This window comes from Actinomycetospora endophytica, assembly GCF_021026375.1.
Classification (GTDB): Bacteria; Actinomycetota; Actinomycetes; order Mycobacteriales; family Pseudonocardiaceae; genus Actinomycetospora; species Actinomycetospora endophytica.
Map to the genome: position 1 here is coordinate 46168 of NZ_JAJNDB010000010.1, position 13123 is coordinate 59290.

General features: G+C 64.8%; 5 protein-coding genes. 1 reads left to right on the forward strand and 4 read right to left on the reverse strand.

The features are described from left to right. Positions 1–69: 69 nt before the first annotated feature. The 4 genes from LQ327_RS31445 to LQ327_RS31460 form a co-directional block, all read right to left on the reverse strand. Positions 70–5151 carry a helicase HerA domain-containing protein gene (locus LQ327_RS31445; protein WP_230740323.1) on the reverse strand — a complete coding sequence of 1694 codons (5082 nt, stop codon included), beginning with the start codon at positions 5149–5151 and terminating at the stop codon, positions 70–72. Further along, the gene (gene mads7 / locus LQ327_RS31450) at positions 5148–6794 is read right to left on the reverse strand and encodes a methylation-associated defense system protein MAD7 (protein WP_230740324.1); all 1647 of its coding nucleotides are present in this window, start codon (positions 6792–6794) and stop codon (positions 5148–5150) included. Before mads7 ends, LQ327_RS31445 begins: the two co-directional genes overlap by 4 nt. Next, positions 6791–10600 (reverse strand): protein kinase domain-containing protein, encoded by a 3810-nt coding sequence (locus LQ327_RS31455; RefSeq protein WP_230740327.1) that lies wholly within the window; start codon positions 10598–10600, stop codon positions 6791–6793. The genes mads7 and LQ327_RS31455 overlap by 4 nt, the downstream gene beginning before the upstream one ends. A 370-nt stretch (positions 10601–10970) precedes the next feature. Then, positions 10971–11876, reverse strand: a complete 906-nt coding sequence (locus LQ327_RS31460) for an HNH endonuclease (protein ID WP_230740329.1) — start codon at positions 11874–11876, stop codon at positions 10971–10973. A gap of 126 nt (positions 11877–12002) precedes the next feature. Here LQ327_RS31460 and LQ327_RS31465 point away from each other — a divergent pair, with 126 nt between their 5' ends. Next, the gene (locus LQ327_RS31465; RefSeq protein WP_230740331.1) at positions 12003–13010 is read left to right on the forward strand and encodes an EcsC family protein; all 1008 of its coding nucleotides are present in this window, start codon (positions 12003–12005) and stop codon (positions 13008–13010) included. Positions 13011–13123: the final 113 nt, after the last annotated feature.

Below are 13123 nucleotides of genomic sequence, written 5' to 3' on the forward strand. Positions count from 1 at the left end.
AAACATCGTCCGTGATCGTAACGCCAAAGATCCGCCGGGCGTAGTCGAAGCGAGCACTAGGGATGGTACCTAGTCCTTGATCATGAACACTTTCCGGGCCTCAGCGCGTTCCGGCGTCGAGATATAGGATTGACCGACGGACAAATTCTCGAGCGCCACCGCCATATCCTGGCCGTTACGCCCACGCATGAAGCCAGCCACGGTGCGGCTCTGCGGAAAGTTGCATCGGAAGGCAACCTTCGTGCCCGCGTTACCGAGCACATCTTTGTGGAAGTCGGCTACGCCCTGACTGGCCACAACTACTGCGACGCCGTACTTGCGCCCTTCCTTCATGATTTTCGGGAGCGTCACGTCCTTCGCCAGTCGATGAGCCTCGTCTAGCACCACGGCGAGACGCAGCTGCCTCGATTGACCCCAGCGGAACATCTCGCGATACACCTTTCGCAAGACGAAGGCACCTGCGGCGATCTGGACTTGCTCCATAAGCCCATGCACATCGAGCACGATCCCTCGACCAAGCAGATCAGAAAAAGACACATCTGCGTGCTCGACAAATAAGCCGAAGTCGGTGAGTGGACGCAGACGAGCTACAACGTTGCGGCTCCGGCCTGAACCCTCCACAACAGCTACTGCTTCAGCCAGCTCGGTCATCGTCGGAAGACGACCCGGCCCCTCAGGCGTACCGAACCCTCGGGCGCGGTACACCTCGCGGAGGCCCTCGTAGACGGCGTTACGCTGAATCTCCCCGAGTCCGCATACGAATCCGATGACTTCCGAAAGCTCCCAGGCAGCTTCGTGATAGCGGGCGGGATCGTCCTCGCGCATCTCAAAAGGCGAGAATGGGAGCCCGTGCGTTGCGTCGAGTACAGCGGCTTCCCCTGGCGGAGCCGACGCCATATCACCGTGAAAGTCTAGGACGAGCGCCGGAAGATGCTGGTCCGCGAACGAGTTCAGGATCCTTCGAGTCGTGACCGATTTACCTTGTCCAGGTATTCCGAGGACAAAGAGGTGCGGACTTCCCGATGTACTGATCCGCCATCGCACATCCGTAGCGTGAGCGTCCTGCCCCAGGACCACCTCAGCACTCTCTGGGAATCCACGCCGCGGCGTATCGGGTTCGGAAGGTCGCGGTCTCTCCTCGCCTCCATCATCGGGAGGCGCCGAGGGAACGGGATACTCCTGCGGCGCACTCGTAGCGGGAGTTGAGAGAGAGCTCGCCTCGTCGGACGGCCCGTGCGGCGGGGCGGCAGGTTCTGCGGTTGAGCCCGGAGCCGAGTACTGCTCGGCGTCTACCCGTTCCAAAGTCTCAGAAGGCCTAGCGGCCACGGTGGGCGGTGGAGGCCCTGCGGAGACGGTCGTCGTCACGGTTGGCCTCGGCGGGTATATTTCGGGATGCGACGCCCCTGGTGCCTCTGGGGCCGGCGTCGGCCCGCTCCCGGTGTGAGCACGCGTGGAGAATCCGATCTCGCCGAGTTCCTGCGTCGTCAGAACGTCGATTCGGACTCCGCGATGTGTACTCGGAAAGCCCTCCGTACCCCTAAGGCTGACCACGTATCCGTGGCGGGCGAACTCGGGGATGAGCGCCCCATCTTCGACGCGCTCGAACAGCCGCTCGAGCTCCGAGCGTCGAGTCGACTCGATGAGGCCCATTGCTAACGCTCGGTCGGCGTGGTGGCGGAAGATTCCGGTCAAGCGTGCGCGCTGCAGCTCCGCGTCGACGCGAGGCGGGTCTGTCCGGAAAAAAGTGTCGCGTAGCATCGAAACTGTAGCGTCGAGCTGCTCGACGATGTCATCGACGAGGGCGCTCGGCAACGCCGCCGCCTTCCGCGACTTCACCTCAATACACTCGAGTCGCAGTGTGCGTGCTGTAGAGCGAAGGAGGACGAGATCGCAGCGACGAACTCCAACCTCTGCACCTGAATCGCCAAAGACGTCCATGTGTGCGTCGACTGGCATGACGACAGTACCGTCGAGTTCCCCTCGCCGACGTAAATGGGCCATAAGCGCGGCGAGGCTGACAGCTTCCGTAGCGAGGTTGGATCGACCGATCAAGCGCATCGCAAGCCGGCCCGAGACGACCTGCAGATGGGTGAGGATGTTGCGCACCGAGTCGTCAACCGCGGCGAGGTCGAGTTCTTGCATCGCGTCGGCCAGGAGTCGCTCGACCTCGGCCCGGTGCGTCGTAGTAACGGTCAGACGCGGTCCGAGGCCCTCAAGGAAGTCAGGGGCGTAGTCCAGGATGTACGGGCGATCAGGATCAAACTCACCGGCCGGTCCGGTGAAGAGATCAACTCCGAGGTTCCGGTCCAAGGTGACGACCCAGTCAGACCGACTATGGGCGGCATTCAATGACTCTCGCTCCTCCGCGCCAAGGCGCGCCGCGAGCGCGACCGAGGTCGACTCGTAACCGAGGTGGCCGGCCAGCGCGGCCTGGTACGCGCGGTGCGCATCCACCGCGTCAGAGGCGCCGTCGCGCAGCCGGGCCCGAAGGGCTGGAGCAGTGCGCCAGACCACCTCATTGCCGGCCGCCGCACGCTGATTAGAGGCGGGGGTAAGGAGATTGCGGAACGATGCCGCCGGGTCTGCGACCGCGACCCCGGTAGCTTCCGAGGCGGCGTCAGCCCGGACGTCGGCGAGGTCGGCCACGACACCAAGGTGGGCCCCGGCGTCGTCAGCCGCGAGGTCTTCGTGAGAGCGGATACTGACGCCGAGCGGGGGCATCAAGTAGGAGTTGGTGCCGCGGACCTGCCTGCTGGCGACCCTTCGCTGCAGATCTGTCAGAGCAGGAAGTGGGTCTGTGAAAGAAGGCCGGGAGCTGTAGGCAGTCACCTCGACCCGGGAAGGTGCCGGTGCGACGTCGTCATCGCCGTCGGGCGTGCCCAGCACCGCAGTGGCGAGCGCTTTTGCCAGCAACTCGCCTGAACCTGGGTTGTAAGCGAGGACACGCATCGCGTCTTGGCCTGGATTCACCACCCGATACGCCTCGATGCGCTCCGCCAAGACCGATGACGGGACCTCCGGCGTCACGTCTCGGCGGTCGAGCCCAAGGACATCAAACACGGCCTGCATGGCGGCCCCAGGCTCCGCCTCACCCGGGTCCAAATAGACACCTGTCCCGAGCGTTCCCTCGCGGACAAAGACAAAGGGCGATCCCTCGGCCCCCAGAACCGCAAACGGGAGGTTCGCCGGCGCTACACGCGCGACCAGCTTGGAGTCCACGGATTGGCGTCGATCGGCGCGACGTCCCATTGATGTGAGCTGGCGAGCCCAGCGTCCCAGGGTGGCGGCATGCTCGGCTGCCCATGCAAGTCGCATTGGATGTAGGGGCAGGACGATGACGGCGGCGATTGGAGCGTAACCGGCCGTAGCCACGCTGAGTGTGAGGGTGTCCATGGTCAGGAGCGCCACCCGTGCCGTCGGGTCTGTGACTGCATCGAGGGCACGTCGGTAAGTCTGGCAGTACGCTTCCACTTCTGCGCGGAGCTCTTCGTCCCACTCGAGGGTCTCAACGACGTCGCGCGGATATCGGTCAGCGAGCCGCCCGAATAGGCGCCGCCGACGTTCGGAGAGGGTCTGCGGCAAAACCTCGCGAAACGCATGGATCGCGTCTATGTTGAGGACTTCTCCGAGTCTGCCTTCGGCCGACCATGCGGTGGCCACACCGAGTTCGCCGAGACTGCGGCGCTGCAGCATCGTCAGGGTAGGACTCAGGGCCAGACGGACCGTCCGCCGCCCACCAACCCGTACTGAGAAAGCACCACCGTCCCAGCTTGGAGCGTCCTCCTTGAGGTCATCCTGCCCGTCCAGGGCGGCGTCGAGTAGCGCCTGTGCCAATGAGGGCGCCGAGGCCCGTCGACCTCCGGCCGCTGGGACGGGCTCGGCTTCCCAACGCACCGCGAATTGCTGGCTCTCGTCGACCGCATCGATGCCGCTGCTCAACACACAGGCCTGTCCCGTGTTATCAACTGCGGTCAGCCGCACGACCAGCAACGCACCCGCCACGGCGTCCTCTTCGGCCAGGTCGATCCGGACCGTCGCGCGGCGCTTGTCCCCCTTCACAGTTTGACGCACGAACGGCTCAGTGTCGGAATCACGGAGATCCTCCGGAGGGAGCACCTCGAGCAACCAGCGGTCGACAGTATCCGACTTCGCAGGCTCGGTCCGCCATGTCACGGTTACCGAACCGGGGGTATCCTCGCCGACTTCCAGATAGGGGAGATCGCCTGAGACTGCCTGACGCAGGCGAGTTCCGGTGCGCAGCGCACCATCCTCCTTGAGGAACGGATCCACTCGGAGCGCGGTGATCGGCAGGCTGGTGGGCTCTGTGAGTGGCCAGTGCTCAAAGGTGAGAACTCCGGCGTTGCCTGGCTCAACAAGCATGCCGGCCCACGAGACGACATCTGAAAGGTCGACCCCAGGCCCTGCGAGGAATCTAGCGATCCGGTCGCGGGCGGAACCCTCTGGAACGCCTGCTGAACTGAGCCGATCCGCTACCGAGGCGACCGGACGCAGCGGGCGGGACACCGCCTTCGCGCAACGGGCGTTGCGGGAGAGTCGATCGACAAGCTCTTCCCCGCCGAGATCCGGGATCAGCCCCACCATCCACAGCGAGCTGCCAACGACCTCCCAGGTCGGCTCCGCAGCGACCGCGGCAGCGTAACGGCTCCATGCCTCGACCGGACGGGATGACCCGAGCTCGCGTCCGGCGCGGCGAACAGCGTCACGAAGGCCGACATCCACACTGGCCATAAGTCGATCGCCTGCATCTGCTAGCAACCTGGCGATATCGATCCGCGCGAAACTGTTGTCCAATGAGCTCGCACTCACGCCGCTACCGATCGGAACCATAAGTACGAGCCGTCTCTGTTTACGGTTCCGTAGCTCAACAGCCCGTTCGGCCGGGATCGTCAGTCCGCCATCGAGGTCATGGTCCGGCGCCGCAGCGAGAACATGGACATCGGCGCCACCTGCCACGTCCGCCTCGACTCGTGTCCGGACGGCCACCGCCAGCGACGCGGCGTCGACCTGGCGGATGCTGTCTACCCGGACGCAGTCGCCGCGGCCATGGCCTTCGATCGTATTAACGATCTGCGTAGCGAGCGCGTCAACGATCAACTGAGGAAGGCCGGCGGAGAGGGCAGCAGCGGTCATCGGGCGTCTCCCAAGGGGTGGCGGACGACCTGGACGGAGAAGTCGTCGGAGAGACTGTCGAAGCAGCCGAGCAACTGCAGCCGGCGCTTGAACGCCTCGAGGTTTGCGGTTGCAGCCGCACGCGCCTCGGCACCGTCGAGGAACCGGGGCGGTCGATCGATCAAGATCCCGTAGCGGTCGTGGAGCCTGTCGAGGACGGATTGGAGGGGCATTGAAGTACGATGGCTTTGACCGCCCGGACCGACGAACAGTGCAAGAAGCAGTGCCGTCAATTGTTCATCGCTCGGCGCATAACGCCACGTTCGCCGGTTAGCGGACAGACCGTGTAGCAGACCGTAAGGCTTGCGGAGCCCGCCGACCGACGACAACCACCCCACCGAGTTCTTCAGTGCCTTCGTCTCGTTGACGAACTGCATGACGTCGAGGAGTTTGTCGAGCTCGGAGGTGTCCTGACCTTGCACCTGGCGCAAAAAGTCGACCTCAGTCTCCGTGGCAGAATCACCGGGATCGGCGACCAGATTGTCGATCTGCGCCTCGCAGGAAGACTCGACGCGCCGATGTCCACGCAGCGACGCGAGCAGCTCAAGCCGGGCAGGACGATCGAGGGTCTCGTATCGGGATTTCTCGTCCGCGATCCGGTTGAGCACCTGCTCGACCACTACGAACGTCATGCGGTCCCGGAACGCAAGACGAGTCCGGTCCAAATCGCGCTCGACGCAGCGCTTGGCGAGGCGGTCGGACTGCGAACCGATATCTTCGGTGACGTCACAATAGATTTCGAGCTCGGATGGTGGCGTTGTGTCGGTTCCCGCGGAGGCCATATCCGAAGGGAGCGTACCGGTCCGGAGCAATTCACGGGCTGCGGCATCGGTCCGCAAGGTGAACGTATAAATGCCGGTCGCGAGCAGTGCGGCAAATCCGCCCATCAGCGACTGCGGTGGTAGGCGATCGCCGTAGACTCGGAGATGCGCCAAGAGGGTCGCGCCGAGATCGGCGGCGACGCGCGGCATAGGCCCGTCTGCGACTACATCGTCGACCTTGCGCGCGTCGGCCATCTCGAAGCCCTCGAGGAACCGCAGCTCGAGGAGAGCCCCGATGTCTAGCTGGGCGGGGTCGGACAAGCGTGGCTCCCAGCGTGGCTGTGGCCCGATTTCAAGCCCACGCCCGACAGTGCGCACTACGAGGTCGCGCAGCTGCGCAACAGCGTTTCCCTGGCCTTCGGTCCGGGCGAGCTCGGCCACCAGCACCTGGTACACCAAATCGTCAATGCCGCGGTGTCGGGTCCGCTCCTTAGGCAGACCCGCGCGGTACGCAGCGAGCGTGAGTGGTGCAACAGCGAGCATCTGCTCTCCGGAGCGCGATCGCCCGACCGTCCCCATGTCCACTACGCAGGTTCGCAGCCATCCGTCGAGCAACGCTTGGTGTCGCGGTTCGTAGCCGACCACGGCACCACTACGGACCAGCGCCTCGCGGTATCCGGCAAAGTTCCCCGCATCAGTTCGCGACCGGCTCGAGCGTCCTCCCTTAACGCACATCTCGAACAGCTGAGGCAAAACCCTATCAGTATCAGTATCGATCAGCGAGAATACCGTCAATGGCCGATATTGGTAGGTCCGTAACGGTTTTGGAAGGCTGATGGTCATCGGTCCTCCAGGGCAATACGGCCGCCGTCGATCACAGTCGCCCCGACGGCGCGACCTGAGCCGTCAACGACCCGAACAGAACGCGCCGGCTGGAGCCGAAGCCGGTTCCCGAAGCCCTCGATCTCCTGGCGCAGAGCGGCGGAAGCAGTGTCCCCAACCAACTCTCCATCTGCTGTGCGGAGCAGGAGCTCGGCGACGTCCAGGCTTACGCGCAGCTGAGCGTTGGACGCCACGTGGATGAGGATCATCTGATCGGCAAAGGACTCGACGAACGAGGACGAAGCGCTCGTGGCACGTAGTCGGAAGTCGGTGACGGGCAGCTCCTTGACCACCACGATCGCGCGCACCGAGGGATCGTCGAAGGCACGGTCACGAAGTGCCAGATGTGGGTCATCGTAGCCCGGGTAGGCGAGGAGCCGTGATACACCAAGGGCGATCCGCCCCAACGCTTTAGCAGGATCCCGCAGAGCGGCGAGGTACTCGTCGAGATAGCGGTAGCCCCTGACTTCGCGGTGGGCCTCTGTCGGAGCGGTCCACCCGCCAAAGAACAACGCGCGCTTCAGACTCCCCATGAGCTCGTGCTCCACCGCTGACAGGTCCGGGATCAGCCGCCGGTCCGCGCGAGCCGCGCGTGCCACTGCGGGTGCTGGCAGGACCGCCGGGTCGAGCTCGGCCCACTCCTGCACCAGGTAGTCACCGCTGTCCGGCGCGAAGGCCAGGTCGGGGGTACGGCGATACGGTCCTGCTCCGGGGTCCTGGCCGCGTCCGTGCTCACTGTGGACGGTTCCACAGTCGAGGTCTCCCGTGATGAGCCACGCGAGCGCCGACCGAAGGTCGCGGACGGTAGCCCGACGGCGGCGGCGCAGATGGCTGATTAGTAGGAGCTCTGAGAGTGCGCTACGGGCTGCGTTCCCGCGCAATAACTCGACGTTGCCGCGTACTGGGCACACCGCACGCGCGATGCATTCGTCGCACGATGACCACCGCTCAGGTCCCGTGAGCGACGCTAGGATGTTCTCACCTAGGGGAACGATGCCGGACCCCGACGGAAGCGCGAGTGCGCGGCGCTTGAGGTCCACCAGGACGATGCGCCCGCTGGCAGGTTCTCCGGCCTGCTGTCGCGCCAGCTCCTCCGCGATCTCCGGGTAGCGCTCAGCGTGGTCGTTAAGAAAGAACTGCACGACCCTGCCATCGTTCGCCGCCAGGAGCACCGTGTGCTCGTCTTCGTCGGAATCTAGTGCTTGCCGGAGTAACTCGTCGGCGCTGAGTTGGCCGTGCGATTCCGAGGCGTCATAAACAGCCGCGAAAGTTCGAGCCCCAAGCCGTTTTTTCCACCCAGCGGCGTCGCTGTGTAACGTCGTTGCGCCTGAGGCATCGAGCTCTTCTCCTACCTGGACTAGATAGGAGGTCTTCCCATCGCCGGGGTTCCCGCTCAGAACCACCACATCCAGATCACCGCGCGTGATCGCAGGTAATAGTTCGGTGTCGAGCCGAGTCTGCACGTAAGTCGCGTAAGCGAACGGGTCATCCATGCCTCGGTTTCCGGCATTCCCGACGTCACTGAGCCGGTAGAGACCACGCAGCGCAGCTACTGTCGGGTTGTGGACAGGGCGACCGGAAGCGCGTGAGGTGTCCCGCGCCCGCATCACCCTGTCGGCGAATGCGCGCGCGTCCTGTGGACGTGTAGCGGACTCAAACGACGCGCCTTCAAAAAGAGCGAACAGGAGCGCTTGACCATAGTACTGCTCTTGCTGAACGGAAGGTCGCACAACTCGCCGTCGCTCGTCCATGGCGGTCCCCGCAAAGGGGTAATGACCCAGCATTACCTCGAGCAGCGAAACCGAGGCGCTGTAGATGTCCGCAGCCGGGCTCCAGTGCCGCCGGAGGATGACCTCGGGAGCGGTGTATGGAGGGGACCCGACCGCTGACCGTGCCTCTTCAGCGCGCGCCGATAGACCGAAGTCAATGAGCGCGGCGCTGCCGTCGTCCCGAACGATGATGTTGTTTGGACTAACGTCGCGGTGGTAAAGCATTTGCTCGTGGGCGTCCGCCAAGCCCCGCAGAATGTCGACTGCTATACGACGACATTGCTCTTGATCGAGCCTCCTATCCGCATGAGCGAGGTCGCGCAAGCTCTGCCCGGGAATGTACTCCTGGACGAGGACGCCGGGCTCGGGGTGGGCGAGCACGTCGTACACCCGCGCACAGTACCGGCTGTGCAACCAATCAGCGCTGCGGTATTCCGCCAGCACCTGGTCGAAACCCGAACGGTGGCCATGGAGATGCTTGAGTGTGCGGTGCGTTTCGACGGTTTCGTCCCACGCCAGCCACGTCACCGCCCAGGCACCTTCGCCGAGGCGACGCAGGAGACGGAACCTTCCGTTGACGAGGGCGTTCTCCTCCATCTCGACAATTGGGGAGGCTGCCGGCTCTTGCTCTTCAGACTCCGCCCCCTTGGACCTCCGCACGGCCCGGACGACATCGGCGGCTTCCGGCCGGTCGTCGACGGCGAGGGCCATGCCTTCAGCAAGCACCTGCCCGACCTCCGGGTAGGCAGCCGCAAGAGCTCGAGCCATGTCGTGGTCAGGTTGATCGGTCGCATCGCCATGAAGCCATTGCACGAGGCATAGCGCGAGGGCATAGACGTCGTCACGCGGCTGAAAATGCTCCGGGCCGGTGCCAGGTGGCTGGAACCCAGCCGAACCGTGGTCCGAGTCCAGGACCCCGGCGATCGTCTCAGTGGACGGGAGATGTGCGCGGCTAAAGTCGCGGAAACGGACTCGGTGCGTGTCAGGGTGGAGCTCGACGCTTCGCATCTGGAGTGCCCGATGCGTAACGCCCTCGGCATGTACGTCGGCCAGCGCCTGAAAGGCCTCGCTAACTACGTGGCGCGCGATCTCGACGGGTACGCGGCCGGTGTCGTCGGGTTCGGGTCGACCGGCAGCCGCGAGCCGCCCAAGGCTCTCCGCGCTCATGTCTACGAGGACAGGAGTAACGCGGTAGCCCTCCCAATCAAACCAGCCCTGGACCCGCCAGGTGCGGTCCTTAGCTGATAACCGAACCAAGGCATCGTGCTCGCGAGTGGCGAGCCGCGCGGCAGCGTCCGAGTCGGTCGCGCCGATGATCGGGACGCAGTAAAGCCCTACGTGCTCCCCGGCGGGGTTCAAGGTCGGATATACGCGCGCGTTGCCGTTGACGACCGGACTTCCCAACACGTGGTACTGCAAGATCGTCTGGGGCGGTCCTTCCTTCGAGCGCTCCCCAAGGCCGAGTAGGTAACTGATGACGCCCTGACGTAGCGGTGCCATGGCGGCGGGAAATTCGCTGTCGATAGCCACCAGCCGTGAAGCGGCGTCATCGAGCCGGAGCACCACGTCGTCACCAAGCTCGTCAGCCCCACGAAGCACCAGCCGGTCATGTGACAGCACCACATGCCCAGACACAGGTCGGCGGCCGCGGGGGAGACTGCGCTGCGCAGATGTCCAGCCGACAACTTTCGTGCGAAGGCGCCCTGCCAGCACCCGGGTAGCGTGGGCCACCTGATTCGCGGGGTTATGCCGGCGGTCTCCGTCGACATACCAGGAGACCTCTCCGACTTCGACGTGCCGACCCCACGCCTTCTCCTCGCAGACGAAGACGGCATGGAGCCCGATGATCACAAGGTCCAGGTCGACGGCCCCCATGGGGTCGGGTATCTGCCGACCAGCGACAACGTCCCATTCGCGCGGCAACGATTCGGCGAGCGATCGAGCGGCCTTCTCCTCGCCGGGCCCGTGCCAGTCTCCCAGGACGTGCAGACGAGCCATCAGGCCCGCATCCTTGGGATGAGCGATTCGGTGGTCATGGGGCCGCCATTCGTCGTCCTCGGTGGTCCGTCCTCCACTGGCTGGGACACACTAGGTGATCCCGCGTGACGACCGACACGGGCCACGCCCGAAGACGCGCCCTTCGCCCCCGGCTGTGCGCTGGTAACCCCGGTCGACGGCGCCCGGGTCAGCGGTGTATCCCGAAGCGTCCTGCAAGAGATGGGGCTCCGCCCGACGCCGGCGGAGTCTCTGCGGCGAGGACCGCTCCACGGCATCGAGCAGCGGCCCCCGCCGCAGGGTCGGCCCAGGTGGGAGCTCGTCGCCAGGACCAACACGAGGCAGGAGGCGGCCGACAACCACGATTTGGAGATCAACCTGCCGCTCGGAACTCCTCGTAACGCTCCTCCACGCGCTGACGGTCGGGGTGTTGAGCCTGCCGTCTCGGCAGCGTCAAGGGGACGCCCTCCATCGCCTGCAAGCCATGCTTCAACATCGGCCCGTCGATCTCGTCGAGGATGTCTCGTCGTACGGCAATCTTGAAGTCGGGGCGCAGACCTAGGACATTCGCGTCAAAAGCTCGGTGGTGGATCGAGCACAGCGACAACCCGTTCGGCACCACGGGCGTTCCGCGTTCCTTTGAATCCGGAATGATATGCGCAGCGTCGAGCAACTCGACGTGCTTAAGGCGACACATCGCACAGGACCGCTCGTAAGCGCCAAGGACCTGGGCTCGGAAGACTGGCTGATGCAGTCGCAGGTTGGTCAGCCGTTGCACGGTGCGCCGCCGATCGACCTCATCGGCTCGGGGCACGCCGAGGAAGCGCTGATCCTCGCTGATCGCGAGAGCGACCCTGAGCTGGTCAGGCTCATCGGCTACGACGTATACGGGGTAGCGGGCGAGATAGACGCTCGGCTCGATCGCAACGAACCAGATCACAGGCAGTTGATGCTGGTATGCAAGGCGAAGCGCGCGGTTCTCAAAGAACTCTGGATCGTTGCCGCGGTATGCATAGCGCACAAGCCCGTCGGGGCCTTCGGCGTCCTCGTAGGGCGGCTTGCCTCCGGGAGGCGTCCATGTCGTCCGGATTGACAGCGCGGCCTCGAGCTGTCGCGGCTTACAGATTCCTTGCTGCCGGAGGAGGAGCGACACCCTCTCGCCCTGGAACGGAAAGCTCGAAACGTCAGGTTGCTTCACCGGCTGGGTGCCGAGCTGAGTGCGCTCGTCCAGCCATCGCATCGCCGCCTCGCGGGCTGCGAGCTCGTCCAGGAAGGCCACGACCGAGATCGTGCCACGGCTCCGTTCCCTCGGACGGTCGACAGGCGCGGCTCGGTCGGAAGGCGATCGGTAGCCTCCCTTCGCGAGTCGACCAAGGGGGAACGATTGACGGTTGAGCCTCACGGCATGACACCGGACGACGAGAGGTACTGGCGGGCCATCCAGGCGTGGAAGGCCAGGCGGTTCCACTCAAGTAGTCGCCAGCTGGTCCCAGCGTCTTGGCGGACGGTAGCTTCCAAGGCGACCGACAAGACGCGAGAGCGTGTCGGCGCAGCGGTGGAGATGATTCCGAACGCCGACAAGTTCGGCGAGCTGCTGAACCAGGCGCTACAGGGTCTTACCGAGGCTGGAGCGCGGGCGGGGGCGGCGTCTGTGCGAAAGCAAGCCGTCCTCAAGGGCTATCGCAAGCGCGGATATCCCGTTGAGGAGATTGAGGACATCCGTAAGCTGGAGTGCAAGGATGTCCAGAAGGTCAAGCCACGGTTGGAGCTCGCGTACATGGGCGCTTCGGCGGTTCAGGGCGCCGGAACCGGGTTCGTGGCGTCGGGCGGAACGATGGTCGCGGCCGGCGGGGCGGCCGTCGGCGGCGTCGGCGCTGCGCCCGGCGTAGGAACCATCGTGGCGGCCATGGCGACCGACGTCGCTGGGAACATCGTCGGGAGCAACCGGGCAGTGGCACACGTAGCGGCCTACTACGGCTACGACATCGACGATCCCTCGGAGCGGCTCTACGCCCTCGGTGTGCTGTCGATGGGTCTTGCCGGAGACGCGGGCAAGCTCGTCGCTTACCGAGAGCTCAACAACCTTGTGCAGCAACTTGCGCGACGCCAGACGTGGAACCAACTGAGCAAGAACCAGGTAGCTCGGGTCGTTCAGGCGGTCTATAGGACGCTCGGCATGACGATCACGAAGAAGAAGCTTGCCCTGGCCGTTCCGGTCGTAGGGGTTGCCACGGGTGCCGGACTCAACGCACGCACGCTGGCACGCGTCGTCGACGACGCGGAGCACTTGTACATGGAGCGCTTTCTGCGCGAGAAATACGGGCTGCCTCTGATCGACGACGAAGGGTCGGCCGAGGGCGGTTTAGTTGAGGTCATTGAATCGGAGATCGTGGACCCGGACGATGACGCCTAGCCGAGGCATCGGGGGAAGAGAACTCAACCCTCCGCCAGGACCCTGGTCCCGGTCCGGCGGCGGGTCGTGTCAGGACGGTACTGGAGTCGCCGGACATCGTTGACCTCCGGGTT

Excerpts from the sequence above, each read along its gene's own strand:
- mads7 (WP_230740324.1), bottom strand. The coding sequence starts at position 6,794 with ATGACCATCAGCCTTCCAAAACCGTTACGGACCTACCAATATCGGCCA.
- LQ327_RS31455 (WP_230740327.1), bottom strand. The coding sequence starts at position 10,600 with ATGGCTCGTCTGCACGTCCTGGGAGACTGGCACGGGCCCGGCGAGGAG.
- LQ327_RS31465 (WP_230740331.1), top strand. The coding sequence starts at position 12,003 with ATGACACCGGACGACGAGAGGTACTGGCGGGCCATCCAGGCGTGGAAG.
- LQ327_RS31445 (WP_230740323.1), bottom strand. The coding sequence starts at position 5,151 with ATGACCGCTGCTGCCCTCTCCGCCGGCCTTCCTCAGTTGATCGTTGAC.